Annotated in this window: 23 protein-coding genes, 2 other RNA genes and 2 pseudogenes; 25 read left to right on the top strand and 2 right to left on the bottom strand. The window is 43.0% G+C overall.

Annotated elements, in window-relative coordinates; all coding sequences use genetic code 11:
- Positions 1 to 257: 257 nt before the first annotated feature.
- The gene (locus MAHAU_RS15620) at positions 258 to 527 is read right to left on the bottom strand and encodes a hypothetical protein (RefSeq protein WP_171804983.1); all 270 of its coding nucleotides are present in this window, start codon (positions 525 to 527) and stop codon (positions 258 to 260) included.
- A gap of 82 nt (positions 528 to 609) precedes the next feature.
- On the opposite strand from MAHAU_RS15620, the gene MAHAU_RS12485 reads away from it, so the two are divergent.
- The 3 genes and pseudogenes from MAHAU_RS12485 (at position 610) to MAHAU_RS15430 (ending at position 3308) form a co-directional block, all read left to right on the top strand.
- A complete protein-coding gene (locus MAHAU_RS12485; RefSeq protein WP_041644142.1) occupies positions 610 to 1395 on the top strand; it encodes an ABC transporter permease in 786 nt (261 codons plus the stop codon).
- 3 nt (positions 1396 to 1398) lie between these two features.
- Positions 1399 to 2199, top strand: a complete 801-nt coding sequence (locus tag MAHAU_RS12480) for an ABC transporter permease (RefSeq protein WP_013782085.1) — start codon at positions 1399 to 1401, stop codon at positions 2197 to 2199.
- Positions 2200 to 2491: 292 nt separating this feature from the next.
- Positions 2492 to 3308, top strand: a pseudogene (locus MAHAU_RS15430) (IS110 family transposase).
- Between the two features lie 154 nt (positions 3309 to 3462).
- Here the strand turns inward: MAHAU_RS15430 and MAHAU_RS12470 are convergent.
- A pseudogene (locus MAHAU_RS12470) lies at positions 3463 to 4590 on the bottom strand (IS256 family transposase).
- A gap of 413 nt (positions 4591 to 5003) precedes the next feature.
- Here MAHAU_RS12470 and MAHAU_RS12465 point away from each other — a divergent pair.
- From MAHAU_RS12465 to MAHAU_RS12370, 22 genes are all read left to right on the top strand, one after another.
- Positions 5004 to 5957: an IS66 family transposase gene (locus MAHAU_RS12465; RefSeq protein WP_013782084.1), complete on the top strand. Its 954-nt coding sequence runs from the start codon at positions 5004 to 5006 to the stop codon at positions 5955 to 5957.
- 49 nt (positions 5958 to 6006) lie between these two features.
- On the top strand, positions 6007 to 7023 hold the full coding sequence (locus MAHAU_RS12460) for an ABC transporter ATP-binding protein (protein WP_013782083.1): 1017 nt from the start codon (positions 6007 to 6009) through the stop codon (positions 7021 to 7023).
- On the top strand, positions 7020 to 8588 hold the full coding sequence (locus MAHAU_RS12455; protein ID WP_013782082.1) for a nucleotidyltransferase domain-containing protein: 1569 nt from the start codon (positions 7020 to 7022) through the stop codon (positions 8586 to 8588). The genes MAHAU_RS12460 and MAHAU_RS12455 overlap by 4 nt, the downstream gene beginning before the upstream one ends.
- A 441-nt stretch (positions 8589 to 9029) precedes the next feature.
- Positions 9030 to 10526, top strand: a complete 1497-nt coding sequence (gene istA / locus MAHAU_RS12450) for an IS21 family transposase (RefSeq protein ID WP_013780108.1) — start codon at positions 9030 to 9032, stop codon at positions 10524 to 10526.
- Entirely contained in the window at positions 10519 to 11277 is a 759-nt protein-coding gene (gene istB / locus MAHAU_RS12445) for an IS21-like element helper ATPase IstB (protein WP_013780107.1), read from the top strand. Before istA ends, istB begins: the two co-directional genes overlap by 8 nt.
- A gap of 972 nt (positions 11278 to 12249) precedes the next feature.
- Positions 12250 to 12329, top strand: a transfer-messenger RNA (tmRNA) gene (ssrA, locus tag MAHAU_RS15425).
- Positions 12330 to 12483: 154 nt separating this feature from the next.
- Positions 12484 to 12615, top strand: a complete 132-nt coding sequence (locus MAHAU_RS16050; RefSeq protein WP_281004385.1) for a hypothetical protein — start codon at positions 12484 to 12486, stop codon at positions 12613 to 12615.
- Between the two features lie 22 nt (positions 12616 to 12637).
- Positions 12638 to 13720 (top strand): AAA family ATPase, encoded by a 1083-nt coding sequence (locus tag MAHAU_RS12435; RefSeq protein WP_013782078.1) that lies wholly within the window; start codon positions 12638 to 12640, stop codon positions 13718 to 13720.
- Positions 13720 to 14943: a vWA domain-containing protein gene (locus MAHAU_RS12430; RefSeq protein WP_013782077.1), complete on the top strand. Its 1224-nt coding sequence runs from the start codon at positions 13720 to 13722 to the stop codon at positions 14941 to 14943. Before MAHAU_RS12435 ends, MAHAU_RS12430 begins: the two co-directional genes overlap by 1 nt.
- 136 nt (positions 14944 to 15079) lie before the next feature.
- Positions 15080 to 15814: a hypothetical protein gene (locus MAHAU_RS12425; protein ID WP_013782076.1), complete on the top strand. Its 735-nt coding sequence runs from the start codon at positions 15080 to 15082 to the stop codon at positions 15812 to 15814.
- A gap of 5 nt (positions 15815 to 15819) precedes the next feature.
- Positions 15820 to 16494: a hypothetical protein gene (locus MAHAU_RS12420; protein WP_013782075.1), complete on the top strand. Its 675-nt coding sequence runs from the start codon at positions 15820 to 15822 to the stop codon at positions 16492 to 16494.
- A 221-nt stretch (positions 16495 to 16715) separates the two neighbouring features.
- The gene (locus tag MAHAU_RS16170) at positions 16716 to 16940 is read left to right on the top strand and encodes an RRXRR domain-containing protein (protein WP_041644138.1); all 225 of its coding nucleotides are present in this window, start codon (positions 16716 to 16718) and stop codon (positions 16938 to 16940) included.
- Positions 16941 to 17160: 220 nt separating this feature from the next.
- Positions 17161 to 17239: a transfer-messenger RNA gene (ssrA, locus tag MAHAU_RS15415) on the top strand.
- Positions 17240 to 17329: 90 nt separating this feature from the next.
- Entirely contained in the window at positions 17330 to 17551 is a 222-nt protein-coding gene (locus MAHAU_RS12410) for a hypothetical protein (protein ID WP_013782074.1), read from the top strand.
- Positions 17544 to 18449 (top strand): hypothetical protein, encoded by a 906-nt coding sequence (locus MAHAU_RS15160; protein WP_013782073.1) that lies wholly within the window; start codon positions 17544 to 17546, stop codon positions 18447 to 18449. Before MAHAU_RS12410 ends, MAHAU_RS15160 begins: the two co-directional genes overlap by 8 nt.
- Before the next feature lie 90 nt (positions 18450 to 18539).
- On the top strand, positions 18540 to 18992 hold the full coding sequence (locus tag MAHAU_RS12400; protein WP_013782072.1) for a DUF6166 domain-containing protein: 453 nt from the start codon (positions 18540 to 18542) through the stop codon (positions 18990 to 18992).
- A gap of 18 nt (positions 18993 to 19010) precedes the next feature.
- Complete coding sequence (locus tag MAHAU_RS12395) at positions 19011 to 19193, top strand: hypothetical protein (protein WP_013782071.1); 183 nt, start codon at positions 19011 to 19013, stop codon at positions 19191 to 19193.
- Positions 19194 to 19252: 59 nt separating this feature from the next.
- On the top strand, positions 19253 to 19489 hold the full coding sequence (locus MAHAU_RS12390) for a hypothetical protein (RefSeq protein ID WP_013782070.1): 237 nt from the start codon (positions 19253 to 19255) through the stop codon (positions 19487 to 19489).
- Between the two features lie 42 nt (positions 19490 to 19531).
- A complete protein-coding gene (locus tag MAHAU_RS12385) occupies positions 19532 to 19978 on the top strand; it encodes a hypothetical protein (protein ID WP_013782069.1) in 447 nt (148 codons plus the stop codon).
- 91 nt (positions 19979 to 20069) lie between these two features.
- A complete protein-coding gene (locus MAHAU_RS12380; protein WP_013782068.1) occupies positions 20070 to 20345 on the top strand; it encodes a hypothetical protein in 276 nt (91 codons plus the stop codon).
- Entirely contained in the window at positions 20342 to 20785 is a 444-nt protein-coding gene (locus MAHAU_RS12375) for a host-nuclease inhibitor Gam family protein (protein WP_013782067.1), read from the top strand. The genes MAHAU_RS12380 and MAHAU_RS12375 overlap by 4 nt, the downstream gene beginning before the upstream one ends.
- 55 nt (positions 20786 to 20840) lie before the next feature.
- Complete coding sequence (locus tag MAHAU_RS12370; RefSeq protein ID WP_013782066.1) at positions 20841 to 21785, top strand: hypothetical protein; 945 nt, start codon at positions 20841 to 20843, stop codon at positions 21783 to 21785.
- Positions 21786 to 21787: the final 2 nt, after the last annotated feature.

Genomic DNA, 21787 nt, shown 5'->3' with positions numbered 1-21787 from the left:
ACGCAAAAGTCTGACGAACCTTGAAAATCTAATATTTTAAGCTGCGAAGTTTTCGAAGATGATTGTTCTTATGCTATCCTCACCTATAACTTTTGGCACAAATTTGCCTTTGCTGAGGGAAGTATATACTGTAAATACCTTATCTCCGACTTCTATCTCGGAAGTCGATTTGAGGTAATTTACGGTATCTCCTATAGTCTCGAATCTATGAATTATCCTCATATATTCGACAAACATATAGGAGATAAACACCAGGGTTAAATGCCCTTGCAGCTTTGTATAATCCCGCATATGGCATTTCTCAAAACCCAGGTGTTGCTACCATAGTTCGTAAACTCCAATATCATGGACCTTATATAGAAGCCGACAGAGGGATAGTATCTCATGATGATCTTCGTTAAATCGTCCCCTATGGCCGATAAAGCCCTATTTATTGCATCATGAGATACTATTCCTATAGCAGTGGTTACTGACAGAGCGGTGGGTATTTCCACAACAATATAGTTTGGCATAATCACGGTTAACATATTGCCAGACATCAGTCATGTAGAATAGTAACTAAAAAAGCACATTCAACGCGGAATTCAAAGTGGGGTGGTATTTCTGACTATGTATATTGAACTTTTGAAAAAGAGTTTCCAACAACAGTTTGTTTATCGAACTAATACTACCATACATGTATTTACTTCGTTTATTTATCTCTTTGTTACAGTAAATATATGGACTGCGCTTTACAGGGGAAAAGGTATTATAGACGGCATTTCGCTGAAAGAAATGGTTACATATGTATTAATGGTACAATTTGTGACAACAATAGTACGCCTTCCTGTAAGCAAATATGTTGCAGGCAGAGCGAGCAGCGGCATTATTTCAATTGATTTCATAAGACCTGTAAATTTAAAATTCTGTGCTATATTTGATTGCTTGGGCGGTGCTTTGTTCAACGTCATTGTGTTTGTCGTTCCAATAGTTGTACTTGGGAGTATGATGTGGGGGATTGTATTGCCGTCTCAGCTTTATCAATGGCTGCTCTTTGTGCCCTCGCTATTTATGGCAATCATTCTCTATTCAACAATGGAATACATTATGGGTCTTACTGCATTTTGGACCAAAACGGATTTCCATATCAGTTGGATTGTTCGGTCGTTCATGACTCTATTTTCAGGCTCATATATTCCCCTTTGGTTTTATCCTGAGCCGCTTAAAGTAATTGCCAACTTTTTGCCGTTTCAATATTTTATATTTAAGCCTATCAATATATTTATGGGGAAAGCCACGTTTGAAGAAGCATTGTTTATTATTTTATTTCAAATAATCTGGTTTTTGATTCTTTTGACTTTAGAATGCATAACATGGTATTTCGCACGGAAAGTTGTTACTGTTCAGGGAGGTTAGAGCATGGAATACATGTCCTTATATTTTGATTTTATAAAAATAAAGCTTAAAAGTATTACTGAATATCCGGGGGCTTTTTGGGCTCATAGCATTGCAAAGATGATGGGATGGGGAGCAGATCTAATTGTTGTATATTTAATGGTACACAAGTTTGAAAGCATTTTAAGTTGGTCAGCGTATGAAGTGCTGTTTTTATTTTCAATGGATGCTACATCTTACGCTCTGGCGGGATTTTTTATGTTTAACCCCTTTGCAATGTTATCTCAGCACATACAAATGGGAACATTTGATGAAATGTTGACAAAACCACTTAATCCATTTTTTTATCTTTGTTTTAAAGGCTTTACAACTGGTTACTTAGGAAATCTAATTTCAACTGTAACTGCAATGATCATTTGTATTATAAAACTCAATATTTCAATGAGTTTTGTGAATATTTTTTATTTAATCATAATTATTATTGGCTCGGCACTTATTCATTCTGCATTATTTATGTTTTCTAACATTCCTGCATTCTGGATTGTTAAGACAGATGCACTGTCATCGTTCAGATGGGCGCTTGATGAATTTATTCGATATCCGATATCGATTTATGATAGATGGATACAAATAATGCTTACCTTTGTCTTTCCTGTTGCTTTTATCAATTTTTATCCGTCTCAATACTTTTTGCAAAAAAGTGATTTTTTAGGATTTAGTCCGTTTTTTGCTCACATGACGGTAGTAATTGGCAGTATATTGTTTGTTTTGGGTTATATGTTCTTTTTTGTTGGAGTTAGGAATTATAAAAGTACTGGTTCATAAATGGTTACTACTCAGTCGATAGGCAAATTTAAAAAATTCCTGTGTATTTAGACATACATGCGACTAACATTGTACCAACAAACGGATGAAAACCACCTAGTTTCGCTGTATACTGTAGATACGGTGAAGAAGATCGAGTCTTCTTAGTGCTTTTAAGCCCGTTCTCAAGACTGATTTCAGCTTCCTGCTTGTACCACAAATTGTTGCCACTTTAATGTGAGCACGCAGGGTAGATTAATGATATTCAGGAAGCTGCGCCGAATATTACAACCGTATGAGGAGTGCGATTAGAATGGAAGTAATATACGAGCGTTGTTGTGGGTTGGATGTCCATAAGGACAAAATAGTTGCATGCGTCATATCCGATGGCAGGAAAGAAATAAAGACGTATGGAACTGTAACGGATGATTTGCTTTCGTTGCTTGATTGGATCAAGAGCGAAGGATGCCAAATGGTTGCCATGGAAAGCACAGGCTCCTACTGGAAGCCGGTACATAATCTATTGGAACTAGAAGAGATTCCGGCAATGGTGGTTAATGCTCAGCATATCAAGGCGATGCCTGGGCGAAAGACTGATGTAAAGGATGCGGAATGGATCGCAGATTTGCTAAGACATGGGTTGCTTAAGGGCAGCTATATTCCAGGCCGTGAGCAACGGGAACTGAAGGAACTGGTACGATATTGCAGCTGAAATCGGGACTGATATGAGTGTATTTCCGAGTGCAGGACACCTCGCATCATGGGCCGGAATGTGCCCCGGAAACAATGAAAGCGCTGGAAAGAAGAAGAGTGGCAAGACCAGGAAAGGGAACAATACTCTGCGATGTACTCTGGCTGAGTGTGCAAAAGCAGCGGGGCGAAGTAAGGATACTTATTTATCAGCCCAATATAAAAGGATTGCTGCCTGTCGAGGCCGTAATCGGGCAGCGGTAGCAGTCGGCCATACAATATTAACTATTGCCTATCATATTATAAAAGACAATACATCTTATAAAGATTTGGGCGCAGATTATTTTGACCGAAAGAGAAAAGAGGATATTGCCCGCAAAGCACTGAAACGCCTTGAGGCTTTGGGGTATAAAGTAAGCATTGAAGAAGCAGCTGTATAATAGCATCTGTAAATATAGATAAACGAGCAGTTCCCCTGAATATACCATACATATTTGGGGTAAAGGAGTATTTTTATATCTTTTACCTGTATCGGCGAGGTTGAGGTTGTCCCAAACGTCGTAGAATTTCTGTAGCGCATCCTACCTTATTATTTCATGCTAATGCTCCTTCATGGGATTTTATCCCATTTATCTTCCGAGACAACGCTTCCCTTAAGATCGGTATGTCTTTGTAACTATTTATCCTATGAAAGTGTTTTTCTGCCTCCAATAGCCCTGCCGCACTCCATCTTAGCACCTGTTCACCATTCTTCCACCGTTTTACATTTCGGCTTAAACTGCGTACTATATCAAATGCCGATTCTATCGGATTGGTGGAAGACAATGTCCTGGTTAATAAATCGGATAACCCTAGACGTTTCACTGTTAGGGTTTCCTCTAAACCTTCTAAAAGGCTGGCTGCCGCCCCTGGATAGTCTCTCTGCAGTTCGTTAGCCAATGCTTTTAGTTCTTTTTCCGCCCTCGAAGCGTCTTCCATGCTCCATGCTTTATCCAGCTTGCGCTTAACCCAATCATGTTGATTTTCGGGTAAATGGTCCAGTACATTACGCTTCTTATGTACCTGGCAACGTTGGACCAAAGCCTTTTGTCCAAATATATCTCTAACAGCAGCTCTTAAGGCTTTTGAACCGTCTATTATAACCAACAGCCCTTTGTCGCTACATAGCCCTCTATCCACTAAATCTGCTAATAGTTGTTTGCAAACGGTGGCATTCTCCGTAGCCCCTTCCCATAAACCGAGTATATGTTTGTATCCATCGCTATCTAGCCCCATAGCCACTATTACTGTATGATCAGCCATTACTACGCCGTCTATGTATAGAGCCACTATATCTAGATTATCTAAACGCCTGGTTAACATCTCCGATAATGCTGTTTTTGTGCGCTCAATAAAGTGGCGGCTTATTGTGCTTTTAGATATATCTCTTGCATCCAAGGAGCTTCCCACGGGTTCTAACCCTTTGCTATATTGCCTGGTAGACAGGCCATATAGCATGCGTTCCATAGCCATTTGGCCTAATATATCTTCATCGTGAAACATTTTATATGTCTATAACACCAGTTCCTTACCATCAATAGTGCGGACCCGTGGATGTTCTACTTTGACTTTACGGCCACCCAATACTACCTGTCCCTGTTCTTTACCATGACGATACGCTTTGCGCTCAGGGTTGCGCTTACCGTTCGGTCCCACGTATTGGGTTGCTTCTTCTTCCATCATGGCCTTAATAACGTTAAGGCCAACGGTTACTGAGAAGGCAAGTAGGCCTTCTTTGACAGCTTGCAGCAGGTCATTTATTTGTTCTTGATTAATGTTAGGGTAAGCTGCCGCCATAATTTGAGGTGAAAGATCCCTTGTCAACTACTTTAGTTTGTGATATACTTCCATTAAACGGTTCCTCCTCATTTTGTTTCTCTGATATAAGTATATTATATACCTTTAGAGGCAGGAACCGCTACTCCAAATTCCACGGAATTTTGGACATCTTCCGAGGTTTTCAGGGTAGCCTACTATTAAATTATAGTTACTACTCAGCCGTTAGCAAAACTGTAAAATAAAATTTTGACAATCAAACCGTCGGGAATTATGTTATGATGGAATAGAAGATTATGATTTGAGGCGGTGATTAAGAGATGGATGAATCAGAATCAAAAATCATTAGGACATACGATGAAGACATCGATGCGGTAATAGTCATGGTGAAAGATATGAGCTTACACATTGATTTGTTAAATGGAACCATCATATGCCTCAATAACAAGATTGTAGATTTAGAAGCATTTAATGCTAGACAAGAAATACAAATTGCTGAACTTGAAGCCAGGCTCAACAAAAACAGCGACAACAGCAGCAAGCCGCCATCATCAGATGGATACAAAAAAGCTGTGTATAACACCCGCCAAAAGAGCGGCAAGCTCAGCGGCGGCCAACCCGGTCATGAAGGTGAAACACTGGAGAAAGTTCAGAATCCTGATGAAATTATCGAATACAAAGTAGCGGACACCTGCGATTACGGATGCAGCTTAACCGATATTGGGGCTGTTAAAAGAACCCGTCAGGTATTTGATATATCAGAACCGCAGATTAAAGTAACCGAATATGTGACCTATGAGAAAGTATGTCCAATATGCGGTAAGGTATATAAGAGGGAATTCCCGGCCGAGGTGACTCAACCGGCACAATATGGTCAAAATATGTGTGCATTGATGAATTATCTTACATACTATCAGCTGTTGCCATTGGAAAGGGCAGCTGAAACGGATCGAGATGTTACAGGCCAAAAAGTCAGTGAAGGGACACTGGTAAATGCCGCAACCGCTCTTTATGAAGGATTAGAAGGCCCTGTAGAAGAGATCAAGCAGAGTATTATTGACTCAGAAATAGCGCATCTCGACGAAACCGGTATACGTTCAGAAGGAAGCACCAAATGGCTGCATGTAGCATGTACCGATAGAGCTGCTTATTATGCTGTCCACGAAAAAAGTCCAGCGGTTAAATGTCAAGGTCCAATTGGAAATATCCGTAATATGGCAAACACTCTCGTTTTCAGAACCGATGAAAGTTGGAGAAATCTAAAGAAATTCTGAGAACGAGGGTGAAAAATAAATCAAAATATTGAGATAGGAAGGAACAAAGATGGCTATTATTGAAGTAAAGAATTTGTATAAAGAATTTAAAGTTTATAAAAGAAACTCTGGTTTTTTTGATACTGTTAAATCTCTTTTTCACCGTGAATTTGAAATAAAAAGAGCTGTTGAGGATGTATCGTTTTCAGTAGCTAAAGGCGAGCTTGTAGGGTACATAGGGCCAAACGGGGCCGGAAAATCCACGACTATCAAAATATTGACCGGAATTCTTTACCCTACATCTGGAGAAGTTTTGGTTAGGGGAATCGTTCCTCAAAAAAATAGAAAAGAAAATGCTATGCATATTGGTGTGGTGTTTGGTCAACGTAGCCAGCTATATTGGGACTTGCCCATGATAGATACATTTGATCTTTATAAAAAGATGTACAAAATTGATGATAAAATCTTTAAACAAAATGTTGATTTTTATACGGATATTTTAGACATGGGAGAGTTCATAAACCGTCCTATTAGGCAATTGTCACTTGGCCAAAAAATGAGAGCAGAATTTTCAATCGCGCTTCTACATAATCCGGATATCTTGTATCTGGATGAACCTACAATAGGACTGGATGTGCTCACTAAAAAACGTATAAGAGAGTTTATAAGACAAATAAACAAAGAGCGGCAGACAACAGTAATTCTGACAACTCATGATATGGATGATATCGAACAAATATGTGACAGACTTATACTCATTGATAAAGGAAAAATCCTGTATGACGGAAAAGTAGAGGAGTTTAAAACCAACTTTTCAGAAGAAAGCATTATAGAGTTTAGTTATGGACAAAAGTATGGAAGCGATGATAAGGATATTCTCGAAGTTGAGGGTATAAAGTTGTCTGATGGTGAAAATAGCAAAAAATATGCTTCATTTAACAAAAAGCAGTATACAGCAGCTCAAGTAATTCGAATGCTTATGGGTATATATGATATTATAGATTTTTCGATTAAAGACCCAAAAATCGAAGATATCCTAATTAAGATGTACACAACAGTTGGAAATAGAGGGGGAGATAATCAATGATAGACATGAAACGTGAGCAAGAAATACTGATTAAAATTACTAAAAGTATTTTAGAGCAAAAAGATTTAGAGTTAGATAACACAATAATAAAAGCACTAGACTGGGAATATTTGTTGCAAATTTCACTCCGGCATAAAGTGTTCCCAATTGTTTATAAAGCTATTAGCAAATATATACCTATTAAGTACCAAGCTTTTTATGATCAAAAATATTATGATATTGTTAAAAAAATTAATATTAGAATGCTTGAATTAGATAGGATTCTCAAGCTTGCAGAACAAAACAACATTGAGGTTATTTTGTTGAAAGGTCCCGCTTTAGCCGAGATTATATACAATGACATATATATCAGACAGTTTGTGGATATAGACCTCTTAGTAAAAGAAGCCGATATGGAGAAAATGTACTACTTGTTAAATAGTATTGGATATTTACAGAAAATAAGCTTTGATAAAAATACGAATCGATATAATACAGTAGATAAACCAATTTTTAAATATGGATCGGATTTCCATGAATTTCAATGTATTAAAGATATCGGTGATAATATTTACATCTTTGTTGAAATAAAGAGAGCCTCATCTGCTATACCTTTAAAGCATATAGGTGATTTTCTTGAAAATGTACAAAGTATTAGTATTAATGGGATTGATATAAAAACATTAAATTTAACTTATACATTCCTCCATCTGTGCTCGAATTTCTTTACAAATTTTGAAACAGAATGGGGAGTTAATCATGAAACGAATTTACGAGATATACTCGATACATGTATGTTTATCTCAAAGCATGGCGATTTTTTAAATTGGACTGAAATTAATTCATTATCTAATAAATATGAAATTGCCCATAAAATTTATTATGTTTTAAAATGTATGACAGGAATGGTTGGTAAAGTAATATCGAATGAAATTATTGAGTCTTTTAACCCCAATAAAGTTACATACTATTTTAATGGAAATAGTGATGGAAGTATAAATGCATGGGAAAGTGATTTTGTTTTCAGACTTTTTAATGATAAAGAAAGAAAACGAGAGTTCGTAAAGCTCACCAAATTGAAGATTTATAATGCAAGGAATTATGATAATCATGATAAAGTAGAAAAAGAGTCCTTTGCAACGTTGACTAATGTCAAAACATATAGACATTTTTTTATAGAATCTTTGCAATGGGATATTGAATATATGTTTACATGTGATAATACAAGTTTATATCTTAATGTAATCATTGACAATAATATTTACGAACAATTAGGCAATTATTATCTTTTTGTTTTATTTATAGATAATAATCTTGATAATGCTATACCTAGTAGGACCATTACCATTACGAAAGATGAAAGTTTGCAAGTACAATTTGTTAATTTACAGCAGTGTAGTTGGCAATTTGTTGAGTTAGGTAATAAAAGGCTAATTAAAGTATTAATTCCTTTTGAGTGTTTAGATATGAATTTTAAGGACTCTGACAATAGAATTTTTCATAATATTGAATTTCGGGAAAAGATAGGATGTGATGGGTTTAGAACTATAGGTGGCAAATACGAGCCAATATTTTTAAAAATTTAAAAGAGAAAAAGTATAATGCACACCTATCAAGAGATATTCAAAGTGGTAAACGAAAAGTGTGAAGGGGAGTTGGCAGTAATTACAAAAAAAGTATTCGGTTGCTACAGAAACGTAACAACTGACCTGTTACCGGAAAGGGGCTAAAAGCCCCCATACACAAGATTATTTACACACCCTAAAAGTTTAATTTAATACACACAGGGGAGTTAACGAATTATGGGGTTCCTGACTTAGCACATGAGTAGATATCTGTCAGCCTGCCCCTCTTTGCCGGACGAACCTTACTCAAAGCCTTAGCATGTTGCATCATCCAGATACTATAAACGCTATAATAAAAGTGAGCCAAAAACAGGTCAAACGCTAACGAATTTTTGATCCACTAAAGACTAGAAATCCTGTATTATAGACATGAAAAACTTATGATACAGGAGGCTAAGGAGTGTGACAATTGAAGTGGATCTATATCAAGAAATTCGTCAGCTTTATGCTGTAGAGCATTGCTCGCAAAGGGAGATTGCCAGGCGTTTGGGTATCTCACGCAATACTGTCAAAAAGTATTGCCAAGGTGCATGTATGCCAGGGCAACGCAAACCTTACCAAGGAAGGATTGCCCCGGTACTAACCACGGAAGTAATCGAGTTTATCCACTCCTGCTTGGAACAGGATAAACAAGAGAACGTCAAAAAGCAGCAGCATACGGCAAAAAGGATTTATGACCGTTTGGTAGAGGAAAAAGGGTTTATGGGCGGAGAGTCCACTGTAAGGCAGTACGTCCAGCAACTGCGGCAAAACGTCAATAACGCCTATATCCCTTTATCCTTTGAGCCCGGTGAAGCGGTCCAAGTGGATTGGGGAGCGGCTAAGGTATATATAAAAGGCGTAAAACAAACCGTACATTTGTTCTGTATGCGCTTGTGCTTTAGCTGCGATATCTTTGTCATGGCTTTTACCAGGGAAAATGAAGAATCTTTCCTGGAAGGCCATAGAGCCGGTTTTGAATACTTCGGCGGCGTAGCAAGAAAGGAGATATTCGACAATTCCCGGCTTGCTGTAAAAGAAGGCTGGGGTACCCATGTAGTTAAAGAACAGCAGCGCTTTATGGCATTGAAGGCCCATTATGCCTTTGCAACTGAGTACTGCAACCTGGCAGAGGGGCATGAAAAAGGACTGGTAGAAGGCCTGGTAGGATATATACGTCGCAATGTACTGGTACCTCTTGTGCACGTCGATAGCATAGAAGAGCTAAATCAGATAATACTGGATAGATGCATAAAGTACCGCTCGCATACCATAAGGGGCCGTTCCCAAACAGTGGGTAAAGGCTATGAGACCGAACGAGCCAGCTTGATACCGTTGCCCTTATATCCCTTTGATACTGCCATTCAGGTTACTGCCGGTGTAAATGAATTTGGCATAGTGCGTTTTGACGGCAGCCAGTATTCGGTCCCTCTTCATTTGGTGGGCAAGAATGTTACCGTCAAAGGATACGGCACAACGGTCAGGATATATTATCATAATGAGGATGTGGCTGCCTATCCTAGGAGCTATACGGCAAATACTGTTCAGTATCAGTTGAGCCATTACATTGACCTTTTGGAGAAGCGTCCCAGAGCGGTGTTGAATGCTAAACCAGTTAAGCAAGCCAATATACCTCAGGAAATACTGCGATGGGGACAAAGATTGCCGGCAGGTAACCGCGATATGGTGAAACTGCTCAGGCTGGTGGTAGACTATGGCACAGAACGCATACTAAAAGAGATCAAAGCATTGGATATATCATCGCCTACCATTGAGCTTTTAAGGAGCAGATTAACCGATAGCGACGATAATGGTGCCGTGGATAATGTTATACCCTTTCCGAATGATGTATCGGTTAAAGAGGTATCGTTAAACGCTTATGACGTGCTCTTGGCAGGAGGTGATAAGAACCATGAGTGAGATAAATCCCAAAAAGGAACTTATACGCCTATATGCCAAGCAGCTTCGCCTGCCTACCATAGCCAAATACGAACCGATTATGCGTCACGCCACAGAGGACGGCATGGGCTATGAGGATTTCTTATGCGAGTTATTGGCCAACGAGGTGGCTACACGACAGGAAAATCAGCTAAAGCGCAGGATTAAAGCAGCAGGCTTTCCACTCGCTAAATCGCTGGATGAGTTTGATTTCAAAGCGTTGGAGCATGTCGAAGAAGCACTGGTCTGGCAGCTGGCTACAGGTGATTTTGTAGCAAATCGGGAGAATGTCATCATGATAGGCAACCCGGGTACCGGCAAAACCCACTTGGCCATCGGCTTAGGCATGAGAATATGCAAAGCCGGATACAAGGTGAGATTTTACACAGCGGCCCAGTTGGCTAACGAGCTGGCCGAAGCTCAGGAGTACCATCGCTTGAGCAAGATAGAGAAGCAACTGTCTAAAATTGATCTTCTCATACTTGACGAGCTTTCCTACCTGAGCTTCAATAAGCACCATTCGGAGCTTTTGTTTCAGGTTTTATCCGAACGCTCAGAGAGAGCCAGCGTAATGATAACCACTAACTTAGAGTTCTCCCGTTGGGTAGAATTTTTTCAAGATACCGTACTGACAGCAGCGCTGGTAGACCGCTTAACCTTTAGGGCTCACATACTCAATATGAACGGTACATCATACCGGTTCAAGCAGCAAGCAGCAGCCCAGCGAGGATAGAGTCAGAGTCTAGCACTCGGGAGTCGCCGGTCTCTCTTGACAAGACCACCCAAATGGATAGGCAAAAAATACCGAGGGCAACGGAAGGGAAGCAAAAATCCAAACAGCCCAACCCTCGCCTAAAATATTATATCCCTTTGGGACCCGGTCTTGTCAAGCGCCGGTAAAAAGCGTGAGCATAAAGACTTGGCGGGTTAGGCCTTGGGGAATTTATCCCTCCCGCTTTTTACCTGACCGGCTCCCCCGATGAAATCGTAGAACTCGATTGGTTAGCCTGCCTCGGGCTGAAAAAGAGAAGCAAAATGAGCTATTTTGCAAGATTTGCTTTTAAATCCTGCAAAGGTGGCTCAAAATTTCGCTAGCGCGTGGCTCACGAATTCGTTAGCGAAGGTGGCTCAAAATTTCATTAGCGAGTGGCTCAAAATTTCGTTGACGATCGCACAGATACCTTTTGCGGTTGATCCAGTAAGTTTTTAAAAGTATTTTTGGAACAAAAAAGCACGTGTTTGCGCTGGTTTCCTGAATATGGTGTTAAAGTCTAAAGACGGAACTTTTTTATTAAAAAACCTCCTATGTTCTTTACCAATAAATAGCATAGTACTATGCTCCTTTTATACTTTAGGCTTAAAATACTGAAGTACTCTAGTAACATTATACTAAAATACTTTAGTACTATTCAAGCTATGTCGTGTTATAATTCATTTAAAAAAACAATTGCAAAATTCAGAAAGCGTGATATACTACAAGTGTAAAGTATTGTGTGGGATAACAAAGCTGAATCAGCTTTGGAAGCCCGAGCTGTCCAACGCCGCAACCTAATGCGGGTCCACTACTGTGGGTGGCAGCAAATAACGCCATGCGAGGAGCAGGGGTGTTATGTTAATGCCGGACATTCTGCCGGTGAAGATGAAGAAGGAATAGGTCTAAAGAGGCAGTACAAGCCAGTGTGTTTGTGCTGCCTTTTTATGTTTAGGGGCTGAAAGGCTTCATCCGGGTGAAAAGGCCGATGTGCACAACCCGGAACCGGGGTTCGATTCCCCGCAGCTCCACCAAAAAAAGCAAGAAGAAAACGGTCTAAAAGCAAAAAAGAAAGCTTTTAGACCGTTTTTTATTTTTTCAAAAAAGAAAGGAGAAAAAATGAAACTGGCAAGATTTAAGCACAACTCTCATTTGTCTCAAAAAAATTATGCCCGTACGAAGAGGCTAATGAGAAAAGCCACTCGCCGGGCATATAAAGAAGCAACTACAAACATACGGCGGCCAATAGAACTGGAAGGCCGCAGCAATAGCGGCTATTGGGTTAAGACCAATAGCCATGGTGTCATGTATGATTGTTAAAAAAGAAAGGAGAATTAAAACAATGGAAGAAGTATTAGCGATGGCAATAGCCATCCAAACGAAAGTACCCGTTCTTTTATGGGGAGCCCCAGGAACGGGCAAGACGTCCGCTATACAGGCGATGGGGGATCAAATGGGTCTGCCCGTTGAAGTCGTTATAGCGTCTATAAGGGAACCGAGTGATTTTTCCGGGCTCCCGGTTATTAGAGATGACGGGGTGCATCTAGAACCTCCTGCCTGGGCCAAACGCCTAGCTCAAGCAGGCAAGGGCATCTTGTTTTTGGACGAAATATCAACTGCGCCGCCAGCCGTTCAGGCCGCTCTGCTGAGAGTAGTGTTAGATAAAGTGGTGGGCGATCAACCGCTACCGGCCGAAGTGGCCATAGTAGCAGCAGCCAATCCGCCAGAGCAGGCTGCAGGCGGATGGGAATTATCTGCACCGCTTGCTAACCGATTCTGTCATTTGGATTGGGAATTAAATCCTACCGAATGGGTGAACGGCATGGTAAGCGGGTTTAAAAATAAACCTATGCCGGAACTGCCAGAGGACTGGCAGGATAAAATACCGCAGGCAAAAGCTGCGATAGCGGCTTTTATCCGGCACAGGCCACATCTGCTGCTTCAAATGCCTAATGAGGATAGTCTGGTCGGCAAAGCTTGGCCCAGCCCTCGGAGTTGGGACATGGCTGCACGCCTACTGGCAGCAGCAGAAAGCGTTGATGTAGGCGAAGAAGCAGAAGCAACACTCCTGTCCGGCTGTGTCGGTACAGGTCCCGCGCTCGAATTTCTTTCGTGGAAGAAAGCGTTGGATTTGCCCGACCCGGAGTATCTGCTGGAACATCACGATCAATTTCAGGTACCGCTCCGTGGTGACCAGGCATTCGCCGTATTAACCGCTGTTGTAGTGGCGGCAGTCAATAAATTGACTGAAAAGCGGTGGATAGCAGCATGGCAGATACTAGCCCAAGCCGCTGAACAGGGCGCAAAAGATATTGCAGCAGCTGCTGCAAAAGTCTTAGTAGAAGCACGGAAGTCGAACTTCCCGTTACCGCAAAAAGAGGTACGGGAATTTATCCCGCTACTTAAGAAGGGAGGTTTGATGTAATGCCTATGCCGGAAGACCTGCAGGCTGCTCGCCTGCGGTTAGTAAAAGAGCGTCCATACCTGGCATCCGCTGCATTGGCGCTTCATCCGGTCGAGAAACCGGGATTGGAAACCATGGCAGTAGACCAGTACTGGCGGCTGTATTACGATCCGGTGGTAGTTGAGCGCTGGACAGCAGAAGAAATGTCCGGTGTGCTCTACCACGAGATCTGCCATCTAATCAGGGATCATGCTTCACGAATGAAAAATCTCGATCACACTATCGCAAATATCGCGACAGATGCGGAAATAAACGACGATTTGATTCATGAAGGTGTGAAACTGCCTGAGAATCCGGTTACGCCGGCCAGTATCAGACAGCCTGACAACCTGTTGGCAGAAGAATATTACGCTGCTTTAGAAGCTAAGGCGGAACATATCTCATTGCTGCGAGCTGGTGTGTGCGACAACCCGGCTGATGAGAACAAGACCGGAATGCAAACACCGGCGCCTTGTGCCGGCCGATGCGGTTCATGCGCAACAGGTCAGCAGGAGTCATGGGAAGACGATCCTCCTGACTCGAGCAATGGTATAAATCAAGCCGAAGCGGAGCTTATACGCCGGGATACCGCTGTGCAAATAATCCATGCATCAAAAAGTTGTGGCAACATACCGGCGCACTTGGTACGCTGGGCAAATGCCAAACTACAGCCTAAGGTAGACTGGAGGCGTGAGATGGCATCTGTTGTACGAAACGCTGTAGCACAGGTAAGCGGTACTGTAGACTACAGTTACAACAGGCCAAACAGGCGGCAAGGGCAGTTTCGTGATAACAAAATAATACTCCCGTCGCTATGCCAACCAATACCCGAGGTGGCTATAGTGGTGGATACATCGGGCAGTATATCAAACGATATGCTAACCAAAGCGTTAGCCGAGGTATCAGGAGTACTCAAAAGCTGCGGGTCCCGTGGAGTCACTGTACTAGCCACAGATGCCAGTGTTCACACGTGCAAAAAAGTATTTAACGTAAAGCAGGTGAACTTGGTAGGCGGAGGCGGTACAAATATGGGCAGCGGAATAGAAGCGGCATTAAAGCTTAAACCGCGACCGCAGGTTGTAATAGTACTTACTGACGGCTATACACCATGGCCCGGCATACCGCCACAAAAAGCCAAAGTAATAGTTGGCATGATGAGCGACCAAGAAGCACCGGCCTGGGCAAAGACTATTAAAATAGCCTAATTGTCAGCAAAGGTGTGAATATGCCTATATTGCGGCGGTAAAAATTAAAGGTGAGCTTGAGACTAAAAGGCAGTACAAGCCAGTTGTGTTTGTGCTGCCTTTTTATTTCTCTAAAAAAAGAAAGGAGAAATGAAAGATGGAAGAAGTGCGATGCCGGGTACGGTGCAGCGGGCACATGCATACTGTAACATTGACAGAAAGCGGGGCGTTAATGCTGCACGACCATCCCGATCTGATAACCGAGCGTGCTCTTGTAGCCCTTGGCGGTAAGCTTCCACGCTGCCTTGCAATACTTGAGGCGTGGAAACAAAAAGACCGGGCACCACTGCCGCCTGTACTACACCCGGCGCTTAACGAAGCACAGAAAAAGACAAGAGAACGGGTGATGAGGAACACATTTATAGATCCTTTGTCTGTTTCATTCCGCACACGTGCGGAAGAACGGGTTAAAAAGATAGCAGAGGATCTACTGCAAAAATGCGCATATCGGCGGTCTCAAAGCCGCTGGGCAGGGGGTAACCACATTGCCTGTGCCCGGGTCGGGGAACCGCATATATGTGGCGGTTCCGAACAGGTACGGAGTGAAAATGGCAAGTGGACAGGCACAAATTCATACGTCAGCGCTACTGTTCCCATTTCGTGGTTTACCCGCGTACACCGTCGCGGGTTAGCTGTTGTTGACGGCTGGTTTGTGCTTGATGTGCTTACCGAAGATGAGAAGGGGTTTACCGTCTTAGCAGGACGACAAGGCCGTGGGTTTGAAGTTAACTTATGGCCAGCCGTTATTACCCGTTCTGCCGACGGTGATTGGCACCTTCGCTGGGTTTCGAGGGGAAATAGCATAGTAACAGTTAAAAAGGAAGGGGAGTAAAAACAATGGAAGAAGTACGATGCCGGGTACGGTGCAGCGGGCACATGCATACCATAACCCTGACAGAAAGCGGGGCGTTAGTGCTGCACGACCATCCTGATCTGATAACCGAGCGTGTTCTTGGAGCCCTTGGCGGTGAGCTTCCACGCTGCCTTGCAATACTTGAGGCGTGGAAACAAAAAGACCGGGCACCACTGCCGCCTGCGCTACGCCCGGCGTTTGACAAAAGAATGAAAAAGTGGAGGCAACGATTGAGGAATAAATACAATTGTGATCCGCTCGATACGCCGATATTTGCGCGTACTGTAGAAAAGGCAACAACACTGGCATATGCAACACTGGGAAAGTGTGCATACAAACGTCAAGAATGGCCTGGCAACACTGACCGGATCCGTATTGGTAAGCCGGACATATGCGGTATGGCCGTAACACAGAAAAAAACAATTATTACTGTTACTATTCCGCCTGTTTGGTTAGCTCGCGTATACCGTCGCGGATTAGCTGTTGTTGACGGCTGGTTTGTGCTTGATGTGCTTGCCGAAGATGAGAAAAGATATCTTGTTCTTGCCGGCCGGCAGGGCAAAGAGTTTGAGATTTATCCCAGCCAAGCATGGGTAAACCGTTCTGCCGACGGTAATTGGCACCTTCGCTGGGTCTGGGAATCAACTACTCCTCAATAAATTGAGGAGCATACAGCCGCGTGGTTGCTATGTTGCATCTTAGGATGCGGTAGTTGAACAGGCTGGCTGATACGGCTACGCACTCCGGGATGCCACTCCCAGTCCCGGACGCTGATGGGCTGTATCAAGCCGGGGTGACCTACCAACCTGTATGGTTGAGTATTTACCTTGAGAAAGGTGGAAAGATGGTATACGTTATATAGAGTAACGGACAACCGCTCATGCCGACAAAACGGCATGACAGGGTAAGGATATTGCTGAAACAGAAGAAAGCGTGTGTAGTTCAGAGCAAACCGTTCACTATACAGCTTTTATATGACAGCACAACATACACGCAGGATGTGGCATCTGCATATGACACGGGGCGTACACATCAGTCCATAATTTTTATCAAAAAAAGCAGTTGTATAATCAAAAATATGTGGTATAATATAGCTGTAAAATAAGAGTGAGGGGGACAAAGCTAAATTAGTTTTGTATACCCGAGCTGTCCAACGCCGCAACCTAATGCGGGTCCGTATCATACGGATGGCAGCAAATAACGCCATGTGAGGAACAGGGGCGTTATGTTAAAACCGGATGTTTCTGCCGGTAAAAGTATAAGTTGGATTTGAGACTAAAAGGCAGTACAAGCCAAAGGTGTGTTTGTGCTGCCTTTTTTGTTTAGGGGCTGGAAGGTTTCGACCGGGTGAAAAGCCGATGTGCACAACCCGGAACCGGGGTTCGATTCCCCGCAGCTCCACCAAAAAAAGCAAGAAGAAAACGGTCTAAAAGCAAAAAAGAAAGCTTTTAGACCGTTTTTTATTTTTTCCCAAAAAGAAAGGAGAAATAAAAAATGTTACAACAGGAAGAAGTAAGAATCTCTACTCCTGCACCGGAAGCTAAGCTTTTACAGGCTGTTGCCAACGTTTATAACGTCTATTGCGACGTATATCCGGATGGCAGCCCGTATGGAAAGTATATCTTATGGCGCATCAGCCAGCTACAGGAACTTATTTGGGCGCAGGCAGGGCTGAAAGATTGGGAAGAAAATAGGAAGGAGAATGCTTATGTCTGATTTTTGGGTAGAAAAAGCGGCTGCGGAAAAAGCAGCTGCGGAGGAAAAGGTAAGACAGGCGTACCAATGTATACCTGCTGAATATCACAGTTTTATTGTTTTGCTTAAACAAAGCGTAAAGCTGGGTAAGTCAGCAGGGGGATATCAGGTATCACCGGATGGTAAGGCAATCGGCATGTGGCAGGCTCAAGATGGGTCCGTATATGTAACTATCTCATTGCCTTACATGACCGTTGATGGCCGTATACGTTGGGCCCGCGATGAACACCGTAAAGCCGAAAAAGCGCTTAATATTAATACTGAAGTGCTGAACGGCTTTGTGAGGGCAACGGTTCAGTCGGAGCTGTTAGGCTCAGCTACAGCAACAGCGAAAATCGGCGCAAATAGTGGGGTTGATAAAACCAATCCCATTGAAAACGCTGAAACAAGTGCTGTAGGCCGCGCTCTGGGCTTCCTGGGGTATGGCCTTATCGGTACGGGCGTTGCCAGTGCCGATGAGGTTATGTCAGCCGGCAATGAGCCCGATGATAAACCGCCAAGACCGCCTAAACCGGGCAAGCCTGTACCGGAAGAAAAACCGCCGCACACTGCCGCAGAAATGGCACAAGAGCGGGTACCGCAAGCTGCAGCTCCAACGCAGAACATCATCGGCCCGCACTGGGTCAAAGGTACTCCGGTTGACATGAAAAACGTCCAGCGCAAAAACGGCAGTCCACTATTAGCCGTTGTACTGGATACCGGTGAGTCGGTTATTTTCCCGCCGGACCACCTGTTTATTGCTGAAATAGACGGGTATATAGGCGAGGAAATAGAATTCCTTTGCCGTTCTATAAACGGTCACGAGTTTATAGAGAAAGGCAAAGGACGAATAAAAGTTAAAGGGATTGAAGTAGCTTAAGGAGAATCAAGACCAAAAGGGCAGTTAAGGCGCAGTTTAAGTGTTTTTAACTGCCCTTTTGTGTCTAACAATCAGAAAGGAGAGATGAAAATGGCTAACTGTGTTGTATGTGGGCGTAAGCTTACAAATCCGTCATCGGCAAAAAGGGGCATGGGTCCTGTCTGTTATAGCCGGTACTTGAAACGGCAGGAAACCGAAGTCAGGCAGGAGAAATTCGCCGATATCTACTTAAAAAATATAGGTAACGGCGATATTGTGTTGAAACGCATTGACGGCAGACCGGCAACTAACGTGCCGCATCGACAGGTACGCCACAGCACGACAGGTTACGAGTGGGGGTACAATGGCAGTGGTCCGGCCGATTTGTCGTTAAACATCCTCTTAATGTTTGTCGATGCAGAAGTTGCAGATTTTCTGCATCAGGACTTCAAACAGGAATATATCGCTGTTCTGCCTGAGGAAGGCGGAATCATAACCCGCAATGACATTCTGCATTGGATTGCCAGAAAATACGGCAATTACCAACTGAAATTTGTCATCTAAAAAGAAAGGAGAATAATCATGAAGGTAGACAGGTGTTATTGTCCGGATTGCCCGGACAAAGAAAAATGCATCCACCGTGATGCATACCGCCGGCATCCGAAATCAATAGGAGGTCTGGGGTTATGTCCCAGGTTAAAAGACGGCACTGATCCAAAACGAGAGGTGCCGGATTATGTCATAACAGCCGACACAGCCAACTGAAAATTAGCAACGGGAGCGGGATTATACTGCTCCCAACAAAAAAGAAAGGAGAATACAAAATGCTTGATTATTTTACCGATGGAGGGTATGCAAAATATAATGAAGAATTAGGCCTTGTGTTTGTGTGGTTTGGAGGCCATCGGGTTCATATCTATACGGAATCCGGGGAAGAAATAGAATGCTGTACACGCGGGGACTTAACACGCAACAGCATGACTCTTGACGAGGCTGTCCAAACGGTTGACGAGGTCATAGCCGACAGCAGAGAAGAATACGAGCGCAGTATGGCAATATAACAACGTATTAAGCGCTAAAAAAAAGAAAGGAGAATAAATACTATGCATAGCTTGATCGTTCAGCTGGGGGAAACACCTATATCGGAAAATGAATTTATCAGCGAGTACGACTTTGAAGAAGGCAGCTTCGTCGGCAGTGTTGCCGATTATGTCTCTGACGAAGTTGACCGCCAGGAATATATAAGATGGTTTATTGACAGTTTACCATCTGATTATATCAAGTATGACGGTCAAAGTATAATTTTTCTGCCGGGCTTTAAGGTATTTTACTTTAAGCCTAGGTTTGAAAAATTGAAAAAAATTGTGGAAGAATTAACTCTCGAAAATTTCATCACCGGCCTGTCGACCTATGAAATCAGTAAGCTCATTAATCATAAATACGGGTTTTATGTGTACGAAGAATATTGGCGTACGTTTGATGATTTTGTACGAGAGTTAATAGAAGGTGTGCCATATTATATTGGTGGCATACTGGATTATCACTTTTGATACAAACCAGCAAAAAACAAGGAGAAAGAAGCCTAAATACTAACTTGTATTTAGGCTTCTTTTTGTCAAAAAAAGAAAGGAGAAATAAAAAATGAGGTTGATAAAATTCCCCGATATCGAAATCAGGAACTTAGAGGATATCAAAAAGTTCTACGAAGCGCTGGAGGATACACCGGACGAGATAGACGTCAGGACGGTAGTGATTAACTCTCAACGTGCTGACGATATTCTTGCCAGGTTATATGACAACGCCGCAACCATTGACCAACAGATGCTGGTCGGTATGTATTGGGCCTTACGCGGCCCATCATCGTCCGATAAAGTACCCTACAACAAGGTAGGGATACGGGAGGTTGAGGAGATATGAGTCAGGATACATTAACCTCGGAAACACTGCTGTTTCCGGACGATGAAACTGAGGGTAATGAGGAATGGCGTATCACCAACGATCTGACTGCTGATTGGGCTATAGCCAAAATCAAAGCAGCTAGAGCCGATCTGGAACGCAAAGAACGGCTGGCAGCTGAGAAGATAGCCGAGGTTCAGCGCTGGATTGAAGGAGAACGCCAAAAAACCAAGCATAAGGTCAAAAAACAGCAGCCGGTGTTCAGACGCGATAACGAAACACTACTGCAGTGGCTGCGTAATAACCAGCCGACTTATATTAGAACTAAAGAAGAGCCGGACTGGGCAAGTATCAAAGAGCAGCTTGCTATTGCTGGAGAGAAGGCTGTTTACCGCGATACCGGCGAAGTTGTGTCGGGTATTGAAGTAGAACAGCAGCCGGATAAATTTATAGTAGAATAAAAAAAAGAGGCAGCAATAATGCTGCCTCTTGCTAAAAAAGAAAGGAGAAACGAAAATGATGGATTTATTTGTTGCTGGCGGAGATGCCAGCGTAATATTGGACGTAGAGAATCAGGCCGCATACTGCTATGGCAATCAGTATGCGAAGATTCATGAGATGTACGGAGGAACCGAAGGCTACGTTTCCCGTTCGGGATTATCCCGCAACGGGCGTATAGCCCGTGACGCAAATATATTGGAGTTGGGACGCTACAGGGTTGATGCAAAATATTGCACCAACCCTGGGGAGCCGATACCAGTGAAGGACGCCACTGTGTGGGCATTAGCGCCTATAGCCAACAGCGAGTGGCTCCAGAAGCACTGGATCGACAGCGACACATTCGGCGGCGCCTGGAGCGTCAAGCCGTTTGTAGTTGTAGTACAGTACGGCTCGATAGTCGCGCTGTACTTCGAGCGTAAGGCGTCGGACCTGGTATACAGGCTGAACAGCCTGTATAGCTATACTACCGATATAGAAGATAGAAACAAGAAAGTGCAGATTGCTTATTACGACAGCAATCTGACACTTCATACCCTCCAAGTATATGTATTCAACCATGAGCTTGGATGCGGATTGAATTATGAGCGGTTTGTCGCTCATATAATCAAGCCGCAGCTGGAGGACTGCTCGGTTATCACAGAGCATCTGATGATGCTCAATATCGAGCAGTACAAAGGCACGTACTTCCAGCGCAACAGGTTCGGCGTGATCGACAAGGTATCGAACGTCAATCCTCTATTCGCGTCTGACGCTGTCATAGAGGAATGGACTCGGCACCAGCTGTTCTACAGGACTGAACAGGCGGTTGTGGTTGCATCGGCAAGAGGCACAGAGGCCGACCTGTTTGCGTATAATAGCGAATTAAAATTCGCTTATATGCCTGCCAGCAGATACGCTCTATTATTTAACAAGCAAGAGGTTATAAACAACTTGCTTGTTAAGTTAGAACAGGAGGTTTGAGT

This window comes from Mahella australiensis 50-1 BON (genome assembly GCF_000213255.1).
GTDB classification, from domain to species: Bacteria; Bacillota; Clostridia; order Mahellales; family Mahellaceae; genus Mahella; species Mahella australiensis.
This window is presented reverse-complemented; position numbering and strand designations above follow the sequence as displayed.

Bases quoted from the DNA above. Each gene is read 5' to 3' on its own strand.
- MAHAU_RS12385 (WP_013782069.1), top strand. From the start codon at position 19,532: ATGCATAGCTTGATCGTTCAGCTGGGGGAAACACCTATATCGGAAAAT.
- MAHAU_RS16050 (WP_281004385.1), top strand. From the start codon at position 12,484: ATGAGAAAAGCCACTCGCCGGGCATATAAAGAAGCAACTACAAACATA.
- MAHAU_RS12420 (WP_013782075.1), top strand. From the start codon at position 15,820: ATGGAAGAAGTACGATGCCGGGTACGGTGCAGCGGGCACATGCATACC.
- istB (WP_013780107.1), top strand. From the start codon at position 10,519: ATGAGTGAGATAAATCCCAAAAAGGAACTTATACGCCTATATGCCAAG.
- MAHAU_RS12375 (WP_013782067.1), top strand. From the start codon at position 20,342: ATGAGTCAGGATACATTAACCTCGGAAACACTGCTGTTTCCGGACGAT.
- MAHAU_RS15160 (WP_013782073.1), top strand. From the start codon at position 17,544: ATGTCTGATTTTTGGGTAGAAAAAGCGGCTGCGGAAAAAGCAGCTGCG.
- MAHAU_RS12455 (WP_013782082.1), top strand. From the start codon at position 7,020: ATGATAGACATGAAACGTGAGCAAGAAATACTGATTAAAATTACTAAA.
- MAHAU_RS16170 (WP_041644138.1), top strand. From the start codon at position 16,716: ATGCCGACAAAACGGCATGACAGGGTAAGGATATTGCTGAAACAGAAG.
- MAHAU_RS12460 (WP_013782083.1), top strand. From the start codon at position 6,007: ATGGCTATTATTGAAGTAAAGAATTTGTATAAAGAATTTAAAGTTTAT.
- MAHAU_RS12400 (WP_013782072.1), top strand. From the start codon at position 18,540: ATGGCTAACTGTGTTGTATGTGGGCGTAAGCTTACAAATCCGTCATCG.
- MAHAU_RS12395 (WP_013782071.1), top strand. From the start codon at position 19,011: ATGAAGGTAGACAGGTGTTATTGTCCGGATTGCCCGGACAAAGAAAAA.
- MAHAU_RS12370 (WP_013782066.1), top strand. From the start codon at position 20,841: ATGATGGATTTATTTGTTGCTGGCGGAGATGCCAGCGTAATATTGGAC.
- MAHAU_RS12465 (WP_013782084.1), top strand. From the start codon at position 5,004: ATGGATGAATCAGAATCAAAAATCATTAGGACATACGATGAAGACATC.
- MAHAU_RS15620 (WP_171804983.1), bottom strand. From the start codon at position 527: ATGTTAACCGTGATTATGCCAAACTATATTGTTGTGGAAATACCCACC.
- MAHAU_RS12480 (WP_013782085.1), top strand. From the start codon at position 1,399: ATGGAATACATGTCCTTATATTTTGATTTTATAAAAATAAAGCTTAAA.
- MAHAU_RS12430 (WP_013782077.1), top strand. From the start codon at position 13,720: ATGCCTATGCCGGAAGACCTGCAGGCTGCTCGCCTGCGGTTAGTAAAA.
- MAHAU_RS12425 (WP_013782076.1), top strand. From the start codon at position 15,080: ATGGAAGAAGTGCGATGCCGGGTACGGTGCAGCGGGCACATGCATACT.
- MAHAU_RS12485 (WP_041644142.1), top strand. From the start codon at position 610: ATGTATATTGAACTTTTGAAAAAGAGTTTCCAACAACAGTTTGTTTAT.
- MAHAU_RS12435 (WP_013782078.1), top strand. From the start codon at position 12,638: ATGGAAGAAGTATTAGCGATGGCAATAGCCATCCAAACGAAAGTACCC.
- MAHAU_RS12380 (WP_013782068.1), top strand. From the start codon at position 20,070: ATGAGGTTGATAAAATTCCCCGATATCGAAATCAGGAACTTAGAGGAT.
- MAHAU_RS12410 (WP_013782074.1), top strand. From the start codon at position 17,330: ATGTTACAACAGGAAGAAGTAAGAATCTCTACTCCTGCACCGGAAGCT.
- MAHAU_RS12390 (WP_013782070.1), top strand. From the start codon at position 19,253: ATGCTTGATTATTTTACCGATGGAGGGTATGCAAAATATAATGAAGAA.